The sequence below is a fragment of the Deltaproteobacteria bacterium genome (assembly GCA_022340465.1).
Taxonomy (GTDB): Bacteria; Desulfobacterota; Desulfobacteria; order Desulfobacterales; family B30-G6; genus JAJDNW01.
Window position 1 is genome coordinate 42310 of record JAJDNW010000096.1, and the last position, 17848, is coordinate 60157.

Below are 17848 nucleotides of genomic sequence, written 5' to 3' on the forward strand. Positions count from 1 at the left end.
CCTGCAGGCGTTGGAAGGCAGCCGTTATCTATTGACAAAGCCGCATCCCTAATATAGATAATCATATTTGTAGTAATTTGCTGTAAATTGCGTTTGTTGGAATCAATTTAGTCGGAATTGGCAGTATGAAAGCGGTGGTGAAACACGATGCCGCCGGAGAGCAATTGAACAAGGTTTCCAGGCCGATCAGGCCGGAACTTTGCGAACGTTTAATTTCCGAATGCCAAAAAAATTGAAAAAAAATAATCACTAGGAAAGGGGGGTGTAGACTTAGAGTAATTGCTAAAAAATGTCAGTAAAATCAGTTCAACATCGCAAGACCTCAATCATTAACCGGTATTTTGATAAGGAGGTATAAAATTGGGTTTCGAATTCACTAAAGAATCTTATACCGGCGCCGTAAAAGAAATCACACTAGGTGAGGGCGCCAAGGCTGTTACCGTTGGGGGAGAGACCTGCTACCCGTTCTACCAGTTTGAAGGTGACATGCCCCACAAACCGAAAATTGCCATGGAAGTGTGGGATATGGAGCCTGAGGAATGGGCGCCGGCAGCACTTGAACCATTCAAGGATGTCGTGTCGGATCCGGCCGCCTGGGCAAAAAAATGTGTGGACGACTTCGGTGCCGAACTCATCGTTCTGCAGCTCAAGAGCATCGATCCCAACGGGGATGACGCCAGCCCCGCGGATGCGGCCGCCAGGGTCAAGGCCGTGGCCGAAGCCATCGATGTCCCCCTGATCGTCTGGGGTTGTGCCAACCCCCAGAAAGATGAAGACGTGCTCAAAGCGGTTGCCGAAGCCTGCCAGGACTTCAATCTGGCCATCGGCCCGGTGGAAGACACCAATCACAAGGGGATCGGAGCGGCTGCCATGGGCTACGGCCACATCGTGATCTCTTCCTCACCCATCGACGTCAACATCGCCAAACAGGTCAATATTCTGCTCGAGAACCTGGGCATGCCCATGGACCGGGTGATCATCGATCCCACCACCGGCGGATTGGGTTACGGACTCGAATATTCCTATTCGGTCATGGAACGGTTGCGCATGGCCGCCATGGCCCAGGGGGACGACAAGCTGCAATTCCCCATCATCAACAACCTGGCCAATGAGGTCTGGAAGTGCAAGGAGGCCAAACAGGGTGTCGACGAAGCGCCTGAACTGGGAGACCCCGAAAGACGCGGGATTCTCATGGAAGCCGTGGGCGCCGTCTCCTATCTGATGGCGGGCACCGACATCATGATCATGCGCCATCCGGAAGCCATCCGCATGGTCAAGGCCTTTATCGACCTGGTAGTCGATGGCGGCAGTGCCGCCGACGTCACCCCCGTCGCCAAGGCCCTGGACGATGTAGAGATCGACTTTGCCGCCATCTCCCCGAAACCGGATCTTACCATCGAAGAGGAAAAAGAGGCCAAGACCGCTCCGGCCAAGAAGGCCGAGGCCAAACCCAAGGCCGAGAAGAAAGCGCCGGCCCCAAAAGCCGCTCCCAAGCAGGAGGCTCCCGAAAAGGCTGAAGCTAAAAAAGCCGAGCCGAAAATAGAGGAAGCCCCCGCGGTAGACGAAAAAGCCGATGCAGAAGCCAAGGCCAAAGCCGAGGCCGACGCCAAGGCCAAGGCCGAAGCCGATGCCAAAGCCAAGGCCGAGGCCGAGGCCAAGGCCAAGGCCGATGCCGAAGCCAAGGCCAAGGCTGATGCCGAAGCCAAGGCCAAGGCCGAGGCCGATGCCAAGGCCAAAGCCGACGCCGACGCCAAAGCGGCCCGCGAGGCCGAGGAAGATTCCCTCCGTCAAAAACGCGCCGCCGAACGCGAGGCGCTGGAATCCAAACGGGAAAAAGGGGAAGCCAAGGTGGTTTCCCTCACCGCTGCAGCCGCCCAGAAGGATCAAAATGAAAAGATTCTGGAAAAACTCAACTGGGTACACCGTCGGGTGAAGCTGTATTAACGCGCGGCCGTCAAACATTAACGCCAACGTTTTAAAATTAATCAATATGAGGAGGAACCTCTAATGGCAGTAGAAAAAAAGGAAAAAGCCCCGAAATTAGCAGATCCGGTAGCGGCGTCCATCGATGTCGCCAGCCAGGAAATGATTGCTCGCGCCCAGGAACTGGGTGTGGAAACCGTTTTCGACCGGGCCGTCAAAATGAAGCCCTGCAACATCGGCATCCAGGGAATCTGCTGCAAAAATTGCGCCATGGGCCCCTGCCGCCTGCCGCTCCCCAAGGGTGGCATCCAGGGCGAGGATGACCGCAAGGGCCTCTGCGGCGCCACCGCCAACACGATCGCGGCGCGAAACTTCATCCGTATGATCGCCGGCGGTGCTTCGGCCCATTCCGACCACGGCCGCAGCGTCGCGCACGTATTCATGTCGGCCGCCAGGAAAGAGACCGACGCCTACAAGATCAAGGACACCAACAAGCTGCTGCAGATCGCTCCCTATCTGAACGTAGCCACCACCGTGGAGGTGGACGGCGAGACCAGGGACCGCGACATCGACGAAATCGCTCTCGAGGTAGCCGAAGTGGCTCTCAAAGAGTGGGGCAAGCCCGAAGGCGAACTGCTGTACGCCAAAAGAGCACCCGCGGCCCTGTACGAAAAATGGAAAAAAACCGGTGTCGTCCCCCGCAATATCGACCGTGAAATCGTCGAAATCATGCACCGGACCCACATGGGCGTGGACCAGGACTACAAGAACCTGATGAAGCAGGGCACCCGCGCGGCCATCGCCGACGGCTGGGGCGGCTCCATGCTGGCGACCGATCTCCAGGACGTCTTGTTCGGAACCCCCTACCCCCTGCAGTCCGAATCCAACCTGGGTGTCATGAAAGAAGACCATGTCAACCTCGTGGTCCACGGCCATGAACCGGTTCTGTCGGAAATGATCGTGGCGGTATCCCAGAAACCCGAAATCGTCGAATACGCCAAGTCCAAAGGCGCCAAAGGCATCCAGCTCAGCGGTATCTGTTGCACGGCCAACGAGATCCTGCAGCGCCACGGCGTTCCCCCCGCAGGCACCTACCTGCAGCAGGAACTGGCCATCGTCACCGGCGCCTGCGATGCCATGGTGGTGGACATCCAGTGCATCTTTCAGAACCTGGCCAACGTGGCCAAGTGCTTCCACACCAAGCTGATCACCACCCACCCCATCGCCAAGATGGAGCAGGACAATGTGATTCATATCGAGTTCGACGAGCACTACGCCCTGGAAGATGCGGAGAAGATTATACGCATGGCCATCGACAACTTCGAGAACAGGGGCGCGGAGGTCATGATTCCAAGGCACAAAACCACGCAGGTAGCCGGTTTTGGCGTGGAATCGATTCAGTATCACCTGGGCGGCACGTTCCGAGGCGACTACTACACGCTCAACGACAACATCATCAACGGCCGTATCCGCGGCATTGCCGGCGTGGTCGGCTGCAACAATGCCCGGGCCCGGCACAATGAAGCCCACATAACCGTGGTCAAGGAGCTCATCAAAAACGATGTGATCGTGCTCACCACCGGATGCAACGGCATCGCCTGCGGCATGGCAGGGCTGCTGACACCGGAATCCGCGGCGGTCTACTGCGGACCGGGCCTGGCGGAAGTGTGTGAAACCGTCGGTATTCCACCGGTTCTCAGCCTGGGATCCTGCGTCGACAACAGCCGTATCCTGCTGGCGGCCACCGAAGTGGTCAAGGCCGGCGGATTGGGCAACGACATTTGTGACCTGCCGGCGGCGGGCAGCGCCCCGGAATGGATGAGCGAGAAGGCCATCAGCATCGGTCACTATTTTGTCGCCTCCGGCGTCTACACCGTTTTCGGGCTGCATCTACCCACGTCCGGGGCACCGGTTTTTCATGATTACATCTCCAAAGAAATGGAAAAGCTCTATGGAGGCAAATGGGATCTGGAAGCCGATCCGATCAAGCATGCACAACTGATGATCGCCCATATCGACAAAAAACGGAAAGAACTGGGCATTGACAAGGCCAGAGAGAGGGTCCTCATGGACATGGCGGACCGCCAGGCCCTCGAGGCTTAAGGTCTGAACAGACTTGCCATGACGGAATTCTTAAACCTTAACACTAAATCCTCAGCGAAGGAGGACACATATGTCTAAGTTAGTCGCATTTGCCGCCATACAGGGTGGCTACAAAGTCGTATCAGCCGCCGAAGGCGCTTTCCACAATGCCCTGGAGTCTTACAATGCAGACACCAAGATCGAGTTCCCCAATACCGGTTACTATCTCCCGGTGATCTACTCCCTCACGGGCATGAAGGTGGAAAAACTGGAAGACCTGAAAAAACCACTGGATTTTGCACGCGGCCTGTTGCCGCCGCACGTCAAGGGCAAAAACCATCTGCCCTATCTGGGGCCCCTGCTGGACGCCGGTATGGCCGCCATCTTTGCCTATGAAATCATCGAAGCCATCCGCATCATGAAAGACCCCGACTTCTACCTGCCGGGGGAGGATCCCGACATCGAAGCCGGCAAAATCTGGCTGGGGCCGGCGGACGACGTCATCCTCAGAAAGAGGGGCGTCGAGTTCGTGGACGGCAGCGCCCCCGGTTTTGCCGCCGTCGTCGGCGCCTGCCCGGATCCGGAAACCGCCAAGATGATCGTGGAGGACTACCAGAAGAAAAACCTCTACATCTTCTGTGCCGCCAACCACAACGGAACGTCGGTCATTCAGCAGCTGCTGGAAGCCGGTGTCCAGGTGGGCTGGAGCACCCGCATCGTGCCCTTCGGCCCGGATATCTCCTCGGCGGTGTTCGCCCTCGGGTTCGCCAACCGCGCCGCCATGGCCTTCGGCGGCATTCAGCCGGGCGACTACAAGAAAATTCTGCATTACAACAAGGACCGCGTATTCGCCTTTGTCAATGCCTTCGGCGACATCGGCACCGAATGGGGCGTCGCCGCGGCCGGTTGCGTCAACTGGGGCTTCCCAACGCTGGCCGACACCGACATCCCGGAAATCCTGCCCACGGGTATCTGTACCTACGAGCACGTGGTGGCCAACGTTCCCCACGATGAAATCTGCCAGAGATCCGTTGAAGTTAGGGGCCTCAAGGTCACGGTCTCCGAAATCGACATCCCGATGTCATTCGGCCCGGCCTTCGAAGGTGAGCGTGTCCGCGGCGCCGACCTGCACTGTCAGATGGGCGGCGGCAAGACCCAGGCCACGGAGCTGGTCAAGATGGCCGACATGAAAGAGATCGAAGACGGCAAGGTCGTGATCGAGGGACCCGACGTCAGCGATCTGAAAGAAGGCGAGACCCTGCCTCTCGGGATCTTCATTCAGGTGGCCGGCCGTGAAATGCAGGTCGATTTCGAGCCTATCCTGGAGCGTCAGATCCACCATCTGATCAACTACATCCAGGGCATCATGCACATCGGCCAGCGCGACATCGCCTGGATTCGCGTGAGCAAGGCCGCCATGGAAAAGGAGTTCTCCCTCAAGCACATCGGCGTGGTCCTGCATGCCAAATTCCACCAGGAGTTCGGCAAAATCCTGGACAAGGTCCAGGTGACCCTCTACACCGACAAGAAAAAGGTGGATGAGCTGACCAAGACCGCCCGCGCCGAATACAAGACCCGTGACGAACGCGTCGAGAACATGACCGACGAGGATGTGGAAACCTATTACTCCTGCACCCTCTGCCAGTCCTTTGCGCCCACCCACGTGTGTACGGTCAGCCCGGAAAGAACCGGCCTGTGCGGCGCCTACAACTGGATGGACTGCAAGGCCTCCTTTGAAATCAACCCCACCGGCCCCAACCAACCCATCGAAAAAGGTGAGGTCCTCGACCCGGTGCTGGGGCAGTTTAAGGGCGTCAACGAGTTCGTTAAAAGTGCCTCCCGCGGGGCCATCGATCACTACAATTTCTACTCGATGGTAATTGACCCCATGACCACCTGCGGCTGCTGCGAGTGCATTGCAGCCATGCTGCCGTCCTGCAACGGCGTCATGACTGTCAACCGGGACTACACCGGGGAAACCCCCTGCGGCATGAAGTTCACCACACTGGCCGGGGTGATGGGCGGCGGGGCTTCTTCGCCGGGCTTCGTGGGCCACTCCAAATTCAACATCACCCAGCGTAAGTTCATCAAGGGTGACGGCGGCCTGCTGCGCATGGTTTGGATGCCCAAAATGCTCAAGGAAGAAATCAAAGAGCGCATCGACAAGATGGCCGCAGAGCTGGGTGAACCGGACCTGTACGACAAGATCGCCGATGAAACCGTGGGTATCACCGAAGAAGAGATATTGCCGTGGCTCGAAGAAAAGGGCCACCCGGCACTCTCCATGGATCCTCTGATCGGCTAAGAGTGGTCTGGAAAGAAAGGACCCACCTATACATAGACTTGGAGAAATATTACCTGGAGGGGCCGCCGGTCGAACGGCTGCCCCTCCGGCGGGCTCTTTTTTGAATAGCTGAAAACACATAAGGAGACAAAAATGGCATTAACCGGTATTCAAATTTTCAAACTCCTGCCAAAAACCAACTGCAAGGAATGCGGTGTGCCCACGTGCCTTGCTTTTGCCATGAACCTGGCTTCGGGCAAGGCGGAGCTGGACAGTTGTCCGTACGTTTCGGACGAGGCCAAGGAGCAACTGGCCGAAGCCTCGGCACCGCCGATTCGTCCGGTAAAAATCGGTAAAGGCGTCAGAGCCTTTACCACCGGCGGTGAGACCGTTCAGTACCGTCATGAAAAAACCTTTTTCAACCCAACCGCCCTGGCGGCCATGGTCGCATCTGACATTGCGGACGCCGACCTGGAAGCCAAACTCAATGTCTGGAACGCCTTCCAGTTTGAACGGGTCGGCCTCAACTTGAGGCCCGAACTCGTCGCCCTGAAAGACGCCAACGGCGATGCCGGCGCCTTCGCGGCCAAAGCCAAAACCATCGCGGAAACATCCGAATTCAACCTGGTGCTGATGTCCGACAGCCTCGATGCCATGAAGGCCGCCGTCGAAGCCGCCGGGTTCAAGCGCCCCCTGATCTATGCCGCCACCGAGGCCAATGTCGATGATTTCGGCGCCCTGGCCAAGGATAACGATCTGCCGCTGGCGGTCAAAGCCGATTCGGTCGAAGCTCTGGTGCCATTGACGGAAAAACTGACGGAAATGGGCCTCAAGGATCTGGTGCTCGACCCCGGTTCCCGCGATGTCAAGCAGGCCCTGGAAGACCAGATCGCCATCCGGCGGGCCTCCCTCAAAAACGGCAACCGCGCCGTGGGATTCCCGACCATCACCTTCCCGTGCGAAATGGCGTCCAATCTGGAGATGGAAACCCTTCTGGCTGGCATGTTCATCGCCAAATACGGCGGCATAGTGGCCCTGTCCGATTTCACGGGGGAAAGTCTGTTCCCGCTACTGCTTGAACGCCTGAACATCTTCACCGACCCGCAGCGGCCCATGACCGTCACCGAAGGCATTTACGAAATCAACAACCCGGACGAAAACTCGCCCGTCCTGGTCACCACCAACTTCGCCCTGACGTACTTCATCGTCAGCGGCGAAATCGAAGGCAGCCGCGTTCCGGCTTACCTGTTGATCAAGGACGCCGAGGGTCTTTCCGTCATGACCGCCTGGGCGGCCGGTAAATTCGCCGGTGACGACGTGGGCATGTTCGTCAAGAAAAGCGGCATCATGGACAAGGTCAAGCATACCGAGCTTGTCATCCCCGGTTATGCAGCGGCCATCGCCGGCGATGTCGAGGAAGAGCTTCCCGGCTGGACTATTACCGTCGGTCCCAGGGAGGCGGCGCATATTTCGGGATTTCTGAAATCCAAATAAGGATTTTCGCAATCCAACCCGGGCTGAACGATATATAGGTTTAACTGTGTCGACCATTCAGCCAAGGATCAAATTGTTTTGACGTCTAAAGAACGGGGGGTATCTGGATTGCCCCCCGATCCCTGGATTTAACCCGTCAATTAAGCGTAGGGAGGTTATATGTTACTCATCGGCGAAAGTTTAAACGTAATTTCCAAGAAGATCGGCCGCGCATTCAAGGAACGCGACCCCAAGCCGATCCAGGAGGAAGCCCTTTTTCAAAAGGAAAAAGGCATGGACTACATCGACATCAATCTCGGGCCGGCCAAGAAAGACGGCCCCGAACTGATGCCCTGGGTGGTGGAAACCGTTCAGGAAGTCGTGGATGATGTCCCGCTGGTCCTGGACACCTCCAACATCGATGCCATCGCAGCGGCACTCAAGGTTTGCAAGCTGCCGCCCATCATCAACTCCATCATGGTCCGGCCCGAGCGCTATGAAAAAATGGTGCCTCTGACGGCGGAACACGGTGCAGATTTCATCGCCCTGATGTGGGGGCCCGACGGCCTGCCGCGTGATGAAAACGAACGCGCCGCCCTGTGTGTGGAACTGCTCTATTTTGCCAACGAGGCCGGTATTCCCAATGAAAAGATCTGGGTTGACGGTATTGTCACCCCGGTCAACATCCAGCAGCCCCAGGCCATCAGCCTGATGGAGTTCCAGGGAATGATCCAGGACATCGCCCCGGGCGCCAGGAGTACCTGCGGCCTCTCCAACATCTCCAACGGTCCTCCGGACCATCTGCGGCCCATCCTCAATCAGACCTACATGGTTATGCTGCAGAAATACGGTATGGAGTCGGTCATCGCCGATCCCAGGGACGACCAGCTCATCGACATCGCCAAGGGCAATCGTCAGGACATCGTCGACCTGATTTACGGTATTATGGACGGTGAAGCCCCCGACATTGACAGCCTTTCCAAGGAACTGCAGGACTATGCCAAGACCACCAACGTCATCCTCGGCAAAACCCTCTACTCCGATTCATGGCTGGAGATCTAATCCGGTTTCGACTTGAAGCTACGAACTGAAAAAGCCCTTCCGAAAACCGGAAGGGCTTTTTCAGTTCGGTACTACCTACCAAAAAAGGGGTTCACTTGCCGGTCAACGCCCACTCCTTACTATTGTAGATAGGTCCATTTTATTTTTTCTTTCCACAAAATCAGTCCTCCACCTCTCCTGCCCCGCCACCGCTTTCCGGCTCCCCCCGCGGATCCAAGTGGCTGGCCACAGGCGACGTCCTGTGAAGGGGCACAAAGGCCACCTGATTTTCCACATTACTGGGCAGCTTATAGCGGACGAGCCAGGCGCTCACACCCAGCACCCCGCCGCAGCAAGCCGTAAAATAGTAAAGTCCCCAGGGGCCGAAGGCGGCAATCGCCCAGGAAGCCAGCAGGGGACCGAAGCAGGCCCCCACACCGAAAAAGAGAATCAGGGCGGCACTGGCCGGAACGATCTCCTCCTTTTCGAGATTGTCCTGAGCCCTTGCAACCGACACCGGATAAACCGTGAATGCGACGCCGAAACCAACCGTCAGCGGCATCAGAACGCCCATACCGCCGCCGCCCAATTGGGCAAGGGCCAGACTCACCAAGGCGATCGCAAATCCGAGTCCGGACAAAATCATGAGACGATCGATACGGTCCGACAAGAACCCAACCGGAAATTGAAACATCAGGCCGGCCCAAACCGTCACGCCCATGAACAGGGACACCTGAGAAATCTGCAGCCCGATGTCCAAGCCGAAGACCGGGCCCATGGAATAAAAGGCGCTGTTGATCAGCCCGGCGAGAAAACTTCCCGCCATGCCGACAGGGGCCAGGCGAAACAGCTTGATCAGGTTGTACGTGGGGACTTTGAGGGGTTCGGGGTTTACGGCGCGTGTCATGCAGATCGGCACGAGGCACACAGCCGACAGGATGGCCGCAATCATGAAAAGGGTCGGGCCCTGCACATCACCGGCGTTCAGCATAAGCTGGCCGCTGCCGGTGCCCAGGTAGACCAGCGTCATGTAGACAGACAACAGCCTCCCGCGAAAAACAGGCTCCACCTTTTCATTCAGCCAGCTTTCGAGGACCATGTAAACACCCGTGACGCACAGCCCGTTGCAGATTCGTAAAAAAGCCCAGAGCCAGGCCGACACATACAAGCCGTGCAACAGCGATATGGCGGTAATACTGGCGGCAAAAGCGGCAAAGGATCTTATGTGTCCCACCCGATGAACGACCCGCTGGGAAAAGAAGATCCCCAGGACAATCCCCAGGTAATTGCAGGAGAGAACCAGGCCGATGACCTGGTCACTGGTGCCGGCGAGCCGCAGGTTGATGCTCAACAGACTGTTCATCAATCCACCGGCCATACAGAGGAAAATTGTGGCTGCCAGCAGTGCCAGGAATGACCTGATGATGACGATCATCAGAATTGCCCCCCGCCAAAAAATGTGTCCCCAGTCTATATTTCCATACGTGTGGGTAGAGATTTCCCGTTACCAGATTGCGCTTTTGAAATAAATAGATTTATGAAGCATCGACCCATTATTTTTGCATTTTCTGGCCACCCTGTTTTTTATCTTGACATCCATGCAATTATAAGTGTATCTTTCTCCATCAGTTGATGGAAACATTTAATGGGACAATATTGCTGGAACAGGGGATGTAACCGTGCCCTCACCGCTTGAAAAAGCCCGTCAGGATCCCGGCTCCATGAAAGCCCGCATCCTGGCCTCCGCCAGGAAATTGTTCGGGGAATACGGATACAACCGTACGACCACGCGCATGATTGCCGCGGACGTGGGCATCGATATTTCCACCCTTTACTATCACTGGGGGGAAAAGCTGGATCTTTACGAAGCCCTCATCACCGATCTCAACGACGAAATCCTGGGTAAATTCGAAGAGGTCGAGAAGCAGGCCCGGGGCAAATCCCTTTCAGAACGCCTGGAAATATCTATCGATCTTCTCACGGCCTACCTGTTCAAACACCCGGAAGTGTCCAACCTGATTCTTTTCGGCTATTTCAACAAAACCGAGCCGGGAAGCGTTCCCGACATAAAAATAAAAATCGACGACTACACATCGGGCATCGCCGTTGCCATGGACCTTGCGAAAGACAAAGCCCATGTGGCTGTTCAGGACAAGGCCCGCATCCTGGCCGTCTGGAACTGCGTGCTCAACTTCATTTCAGGCGAAAATTTTTTCAGGCCCATCTTGAAAGTGGACCGCGAAGGCTACCGGTCGGTGGTCCGGGAAACAGTCAAATTCATGATGGTGCCGGCGTTCACAAAATAAATTTTCATGGATGGCTGAAAAAGCCATTCATGCAGTTAACAGTAGTTTCCGTACAAACTGATCATCATCGTTCCTTTTAATCAAGAAAATTTATTTCCAAAGGAGGAATCCCATGGCGTTGAATCTTGATGCTGTCGGAAAAAAAATCGGCCCTGTTTCCAAAGACTACACCTGGAAGGACGCCGTGTTGTACGCCTTAGGCGTCGGTGCCGGTTTTTCCGATCTGGAGTACTGCTACGAAAAGGACCTGAAGGTTGTCCCCAGCTTTGCCATCACCACAATTTATGATGTCATGCCCGAGGCCGTCTCGCTGACCAATGTCAACCTGGCCGGCATCCTGCACGGTGAACAGGAGATCGTCTTTCACAACCCCATACCGCCTGATGGCACCATGATCTCGGAAGGAAAGATCCTCAACTACTACGACAAAGGCAAAGACAAAGGTGCCCTGGTGGTTGCCGAGGCCGAGACAAAACACTCCAACGGCCAGAAGCTGTTCACCTCCAGCATGACCATCTTCTCACGCCTCGACGGCGGCTTTGGCGGCGAGAACCGGCCCCGGGAAAAATTCGAATTTCCGGACAGAGAGCCGGATTTCAGTGTCAATGCGTCCCCGTCCGAAAATCAGCCCCTCCTCTACCGGCTCTCCGGGGATGTCTTCCAGCTTCACGTGGATCCGGAATTTGCCAAAATGGCCGGCTTCGAAAAACCCATCATGCACGGGTTGTGCACCCATGGATATGCCTGCCGGGCATTGATCCAGAGCCTCATTCCCGGGGAACCCGAAAAAGCCCGGCGTATGTGCTGCCGCTTCTCGAGACCCCTCTATCCGGGCATGCCGCTTGCCATACAAATCTGGAAAACCGAAGAGGGCAAAGCCGTCTGGCGCGTCCAGAATATAGAGACCCAGGAGATCGTTATCGACAACGGTATTTTCGAATACGGTGACATCCCCCGGGACGAGATCCGCTTTGACGGCCGTGTTGCCGTGGTGACCGGTGCCGGTGCGGGGTTGGGACGCGTGTATGCCCTGGAATTGGCCAAACGGGGTGCCAAGGTTGTGGTCAACGACCTGGGTGGCGCAAGGGATGGCGCGGGGGAAGGCTCCTCCAGCCCGGCCGACAAGGTTGTGGAGGAGATCAAGACCGCCGGTGGAGAGGCCGTAGCCAACTATGACAACGTGGCCACGGCGGAAGGCGGTGAAAACATCGTCAAAACCGCCCTGGATGCCTTCGGCACCGTCGACATCCTGATCAACAACGCCGGCATCCTGAGGGACAAGAGTTTCCTCAAGATGGATCCCGAAAATTGGCAAGCCGTATTGAACGTACACCTCAACGGCGCCTACAACGTCACCCGTCCGGCGTTTGCCGTCATGAAGGAAAAGGGCTACGGACGCATCCTCATGACCACCTCGGCCGCCGGCCTCTACGGCAATTTCGGTCAGACCAACTACACGGCCGCCAAAATGGGCCTCATCGGCCTGATGAACACCCTAAAAATCGAAGGCCAGAAATACGGCATCCATGTCAACACCATCGCCCCGGTAGCCGCCTCCCGGCTGACCGAAGACGTGCTGCCGCCTGATTTTTTCGAAAAATTGAAACCGGAATTCGTGGCGCCCATTGCCCTGTATCTCTGTTCCGAGGCGTGTGATGAAACCGGCGGTATCTACAATGCCGGCATGGGCTGTTACAACCGGGCGGCCATCGTTACCGGCCCCGGTGTGGTCGTCGGCGACGGCCAGGCCGTCCCCACCCCGGAAGAGCTTGTGGCCCAGTGGGATAAGGCCAAGAGCCTCGAGGGAGCCAAAACCTATTTTCAGCTGAACGAACAGATCGGCGACCTCATCGGCGCCCTGGCGAAACCCGCCGACGACGCCGGCGTCGCAGTGCCGGCCGAGGTCTCCGTCGCCGACATTTTCAAAGGCCTGCCCGATGCCTTCGTGCCCGAAGCGGCCGGCGGCGTGGAAGTCGTCTTCCAGTTCACCATCACGGGAGACGACGGCGGCGAATGGTACTGTGACATCAAGGACGGTGCCTGCACCATCAAATCCGGCAAGCATGCCAAACCGGTCTGCACCCTGGAAATGGGAGACAAGGATTTCGTTGCCCTGATGACCGCCAAGCTGCCGGCCATGCAGGCCTACACCTCCGGCAAGCTGAAAATCGGGGGTGACATCATGAAATCCCAGCTCATCGAAAAACTCTTCAAAATGTAATTTTTGCCAAGAAGAAATTACTTGACGCGGCTTCCGTCTTCGCTCTGCAAGCTACGCCGGACAAGACACCGAACCAAGCCGCCGCTATAAAACAATACATTTTCCAAACACTTTTTTCTAATACTGATGGCAACAATTTTTCGACCACAGCGACATGCGGCAAACACACGAAACAATCTTTGTGACCTTTGTGCCTTTGTGGTTCGAACGTATACAGAATAAGGAGGAATCACACGATGATTGGAATTACTTCATACGGCGCATACATCCCCCGCCTGAGACTGGACAGGATGTCCATTTTTCAATCCATGGGCTGGTTCGCACCGGCCATCATGATGGTTGCACAAGGGGAGCGCTCCATGTGCAACTGGGACGAAGACACGATCACCATGGCCGTGGCCGCATCGAGAGACTGCCTGAAGGGCGTCGACAAATCCGCCATAGACGGCCTCTACCTGGCGTCGACCACCCTGCCCTTTGCCGACCGGCAGAACGCCGGCATCGTCTCCGCGGCCCTGAATCTGGGGAGCCGGCTCATCACCTCGGACTTCTCCGCCTCGCAAAAGGCCGGCAGCACGGCGCTGATCACGGCCCTGGAATCGGTCAAGAGCGGCGAGCGCAAGAACGTGCTGGTAACGGCTTCCGACAGGCGCGAAACCAAGACCGCCTATTTCTACGAGATGTGGTTCGGCGATGGCGCCGGAGCCTTCACGGTGGGCGCCGAAAACGTCATTGCCGAATACAAGGGGTCCTTTTCCGTGTCCCACGACTTCGTGGACCACTACCGCGGCGCGCGGAAGGCCGTCGACTACATGTGGGAGGAACGCTGGACCAGGGATGCCGGTTATGCCCTCATCATCCCCGAAGCGGTCAACGGACTGCTGGAAAAACTCGCTATGTCCATGGACGACGTGGACAAACTGGTCTACCCGTGCTTTTTCAAGGGCGACCACAAGAAGATTGCCGCCAAACTGGGAGCGGCCGATAAGCTAGTGGACAACCTGCACGACGTGTGCGGCGAGTGCGGTGTGGCCCACCCCTTCCTGATGATGATGTCGGCCCTGGAAACCGCCAAGCCCGGCGACAATATCCTCATGGCCGGTTTCGGCCAGGGCTGCAACGCCATGCTTTTCACCGCGACCGACAACATTGCCGCGCTGCCTCCCCGCAACGGGTTCCAGGGAACGCTGGCCAACAAGAAAACCGTTTCCAACTACGAAAAATGGCTGAAATTCAGGGATCTGATCCAGACCGAGATGGGCATTCGCGCCGAAGCCCCCACCCAGACCGCTACCACCGTTTTGTGGCGCAAGAACAAGATGATCCTGGGACTGGTGGGCGGAAAATGCCGTGAATGCGGCACGCTGCAATTCCCCAAACATGACATCTGTGTCAACCCCACGTGCGGGGCCGTCCACAGCCAGGATGATCATGAATTCGCCGATGAACCGGCCGTGGTTAAAACCTTCACCGGCGACATGCTGTCCGTTTCCGTGGACCCGCCGGCCATCTACGGCATGGTGCAGTTCGAGAACGGCGGCCGGCTGATGGCCGACTTCACCGATTGTGAACTCGACGACATGAAGGTGGGCCTGCCCGTCAAGATGGAGTTCAAACGCAAGGGGGTGGACGTCGAACGAGGGTTCACCAACTATTTCTGGAAAGCGGTCCCCGTACCCGGGGCTGCCGCCGCTGCCGACCGGATAACTTTCGACGGCCGCGTCGCCGTCATTACCGGCGCCGGTGCCGGCCTGGGCCGGGTGTACGCCCTGGAGCTGGCCAAGCGCGGTGCCAAAATCGTCGTTAACGACCTGGGCGGCGCCCGGGACGGCTCGGGAGAAGGCTCTGCCAGTCCGGCCGACAATGTCGTGGCCGAAATCAGGGAACTGGGCGGAGAAGCCGTTGCCAACTACGACAATGTCGCCACCCCCGAAGGCGGCGAGGCCATCATCCGGTCCGCCGTGGACGCCTTCGGCGGCGTGGACATCGTGATCAACAACGCCGGCATCCTGAGGGACAAGAGCTTCCTAAAGATGGACCCCGAAAACTGGGCCACCGTCCTCGCGGTTCACCTGAACGGTGCCTATCACGTCACCCGGCCGGCCATGCAGATCATGAAGGAAAAGGGCTATGGCCGCATCGTCATGACCACCTCGGCCGCCGGACTCTACGGCAACTTCGGCCAGACCAACTACTCGGCGGCCAAGATGGGCCTGGTCGGCCTGATGAACACCATCAAGCTGGAGGGCGCCAAATACAACATCAAGGTCAACACCATTGCACCCATCGCGGCTTCCAGGCTCACGGAGGACGTCATGCCGCCGGACCTTTTCGAAAAATCCAAACCCGAATTCGTGGCCCCCATGGTTATCCGCCTGGCCAGCGAGGCCTGTGAGGAGACGGGTGCCATTTTCAACGTCGGTATGGGCTACTTCAACCGGGCCGCCGTACACACCGGTCCGGGCGTGCAGCTGGGAGACCAGGACAACATCCCCACCCCGGAAGACATACGGGACAACTGGGAGGCGATCAACTCGCTCAAAGGCGCCAGGGAGATGGCGGATGCCAATGACGCCATCTTCGCTCTTATCGCTCCGCCCAAGGAAGAAGCGGCCGCAGAAGATGCCGCTGCTGCCGGCGACCTGGACGTCAAGACCTTCTTCGAAGAGAAGATGCCGGCAACCTTCAAAGCCGATGCCGCCGATGGCGTGGACGTGGTCTTTCAGTTCATCATTTCCGGAAGCGGGGGGGGCGATTGGCACTGTGTGGTCAAGGACAACACCTGCACCATTCAGGCCGGGAAGCACGGAGCTCCCACGTGTACGCTCAAAATGGGCGACGGCGATTTCCTGAGCATGATGACCGGTAAACTGCCTGCCATGCAGGCCTTCACGTCCGGGAAGCTGCAGATCGAAGGTGATATTATGAAGTCACAGCTGATTGAAAAGCTGTTCACCATATAAAATTTGCGGAGCAAATTTTATGGAACACGGCTTCCGTCTTCGCTCTTCGAGCTACGCCGAGACAAGTCGCCGCTATAAAGATTCTATCGGGAATTTATATGAAATCGCATTTTAAAACGACGACATCACGAAGGCAAAGAGGCTGCTTAACATTGTGCTCTTTGTGTCTTTGTGGTTCCGTTTAATCCTGATTTAGAAGGAGGCATATAATGGCCACTGGAATTAAAGATAAAGTAGCAATTATCGGTATGGGATGCACCCGCTTTGGGGAACGCTGGGATGTCGGATCCGAGGAACTCATGGTGGAGGCCTTTCAGGAGTGCCTGGAGGATGCCGGTATAGAAAAAAACGACATCGAGGCGGCCTGGTTCGGCTGCTGCCTGGACGAAGTCAACGTGGGCAAAAGCGCCCTGCCCCTTTCACTGACCCTGCGGTTGCCCTTGATTCCCGTCACCCGGGTGGAAAACTTCTGTGCCACCGGCACCGAGGCTTTCAGGGGGGCTGTTTACGCGGTCGCATCCGGCGCCTACGATATCTGCCTCGCCCTGGGCGCCGAGAAACTCAAGGACACGGGCTACGGGGGGCTGCCCAGCTTTACCGGGTCCAACGCGGGCACATTGACCTGGCAGTGGTTCCCCAACCTGACCGCGCCGGGCTCCTTCGCCCAGCTGGCCAGCGCCTACGCCGCCAAGTACAGGGTTCCGGATCAGGACCTCAAACGGGCCATGGCCCACGTGTCGGCCAAGAGCCACGCCAACGGCGCCCTCAATCCCAAGGCCCATTTGAGAAAAAAGGTGACCGAAGATCAGGTAATGGCGGCCCCCATCATCGCCCATCCCCTGGGGCTCTTCGACTGCTGCGGGGTGAGCGACGGTGCGGCCTGTGCCATCGTGACCACGCCTGAAATAGCCCAAAAGATGGGCAAAAAGGATTTCGTTAGCGTAAAGGCCCTGCAGCTGGCATTGAGCAGCGGCGAAGAAATGGGGTACAACGAGTGGGACGGCGACCACTTCATGACCACCAGCAAGTGCAGCCGGATGGCTTACAAGGAAGCCGGCATCGACAACCCGCGCGAGGAGATCAGCATGATGGAGGTTCACGACTGCTTCTCCATCACCGAACTGGTGACCTATGAAGACCTGCACATTTCCGAAAGGGGCCGGGCGGTCAAGGACATCATGGACGGGTTTTACGACCGGGACGGCCAGGTTCCCTGCCAGGTGGACGGCGGCCTCAAGTGTTTCGGCCACCCCATCGGGGCATCCGGCCTGCGCATGCTTTACGAAATGTACCTGCAGCTGCACGGCCGGGCCGGCGACCGACAGATCGACAATCCGACCTACGGCCTGACGCACAACCTGGGCGGATTCCCGGCCATGAACGTGTGCAGCATATCCATCATCGGCAAATACAATTGATACAAAGACCGGTATCAATTGCATTTGTGAACGCGACTGCGCCGCTAATAAACTAGGATTCGAGGGTTAAAGGGCTCGAGTGAATTAAATGATTTGCTAATTAAATAGGTTTCACTCGGCCCCTGGATCCCTCGAAC

General features: G+C 57.2%; 10 protein-coding genes. 9 read left to right on the forward strand and 1 reads right to left on the reverse strand.

Translation table 11 applies throughout. The features are described from left to right. Positions 1-360: 360 nt before the first annotated feature. From LJE94_14265 to LJE94_14285, 5 genes are all read left to right on the forward strand, one after another. Positions 361-1944 carry an acetyl-CoA decarbonylase/synthase complex subunit delta gene (locus LJE94_14265; protein MCG6911272.1) on the forward strand — a complete coding sequence of 528 codons (1584 nt, stop codon included), beginning with the start codon at positions 361-363 and terminating at the stop codon, positions 1942-1944. Between the two features lie 63 nt (positions 1945-2007). Continuing rightward, positions 2008-4026: an anaerobic carbon-monoxide dehydrogenase catalytic subunit gene (gene cooS, locus LJE94_14270; protein MCG6911273.1), complete on the forward strand. Its 2019-nt coding sequence runs from the start codon at positions 2008-2010 to the stop codon at positions 4024-4026. Between the two features lie 70 nt (positions 4027-4096). Continuing rightward, positions 4097-6310, forward strand: a complete 2214-nt coding sequence (gene cdhC, locus LJE94_14275) for a CO dehydrogenase/CO-methylating acetyl-CoA synthase complex subunit beta (GenBank protein MCG6911274.1) — start codon at positions 4097-4099, stop codon at positions 6308-6310. A 132-nt stretch (positions 6311-6442) separates the two neighbouring features. Further along, entirely contained in the window at positions 6443-7783 is a 1341-nt protein-coding gene (locus LJE94_14280; protein ID MCG6911275.1) for an acetyl-CoA decarbonylase/synthase complex subunit gamma, read from the forward strand. 159 nt (positions 7784-7942) lie between these two features. Further along, positions 7943-8824: a dihydropteroate synthase gene (locus LJE94_14285; GenBank protein MCG6911276.1), complete on the forward strand. Its 882-nt coding sequence runs from the start codon at positions 7943-7945 to the stop codon at positions 8822-8824. Positions 8825-8984: 160 nt separating this feature from the next. Here LJE94_14285 and LJE94_14290 read toward each other — a convergent pair whose 3' ends face one another. Then, entirely contained in the window at positions 8985-10238 is a 1254-nt protein-coding gene (locus LJE94_14290) for an MFS transporter (GenBank protein ID MCG6911277.1), read from the reverse strand. A gap of 244 nt (positions 10239-10482) precedes the next feature. Here LJE94_14290 and LJE94_14295 point away from each other — a divergent pair, with 244 nt between their 5' ends. From LJE94_14295 to LJE94_14310, 4 genes are all read left to right on the forward strand, one after another. Continuing rightward, positions 10483-11109: a TetR/AcrR family transcriptional regulator gene (locus tag LJE94_14295; GenBank protein ID MCG6911278.1), complete on the forward strand. Its 627-nt coding sequence runs from the start codon at positions 10483-10485 to the stop codon at positions 11107-11109. Between the two features lie 112 nt (positions 11110-11221). After that, the gene (locus LJE94_14300) at positions 11222-13330 is read left to right on the forward strand and encodes an SDR family NAD(P)-dependent oxidoreductase (GenBank protein MCG6911279.1); all 2109 of its coding nucleotides are present in this window, start codon (positions 11222-11224) and stop codon (positions 13328-13330) included. A gap of 236 nt (positions 13331-13566) precedes the next feature. Next, a complete protein-coding gene (locus tag LJE94_14305; protein MCG6911280.1) occupies positions 13567-16293 on the forward strand; it encodes an SDR family NAD(P)-dependent oxidoreductase in 2727 nt (908 codons plus the stop codon). A gap of 209 nt (positions 16294-16502) precedes the next feature. Continuing rightward, entirely contained in the window at positions 16503-17711 is a 1209-nt protein-coding gene (locus LJE94_14310) for an acetyl-CoA acetyltransferase (protein ID MCG6911281.1), read from the forward strand. The last annotated feature ends 137 nt before the right edge of the window (positions 17712-17848 follow it).

Coding starts and splice junctions, on each gene's coding strand:
- cooS (MCG6911273.1), top strand. CDS start 2,008: ATGGCAGTAGAAAAAAAGGAAAAAGCCCCGAAATTAGCAGATCCGGTA.
- cdhC (MCG6911274.1), top strand. CDS start 4,097: ATGTCTAAGTTAGTCGCATTTGCCGCCATACAGGGTGGCTACAAAGTC.
- LJE94_14280 (MCG6911275.1), top strand. CDS start 6,443: ATGGCATTAACCGGTATTCAAATTTTCAAACTCCTGCCAAAAACCAAC.
- LJE94_14285 (MCG6911276.1), top strand. CDS start 7,943: ATGTTACTCATCGGCGAAAGTTTAAACGTAATTTCCAAGAAGATCGGC.
- LJE94_14290 (MCG6911277.1), bottom strand. CDS start 10,238: ATGATCGTCATCATCAGGTCATTCCTGGCACTGCTGGCAGCCACAATT.
- LJE94_14300 (MCG6911279.1), top strand. CDS start 11,222: ATGGCGTTGAATCTTGATGCTGTCGGAAAAAAAATCGGCCCTGTTTCC.
- LJE94_14305 (MCG6911280.1), top strand. CDS start 13,567: ATGATTGGAATTACTTCATACGGCGCATACATCCCCCGCCTGAGACTG.
- LJE94_14310 (MCG6911281.1), top strand. CDS start 16,503: ATGGCCACTGGAATTAAAGATAAAGTAGCAATTATCGGTATGGGATGC.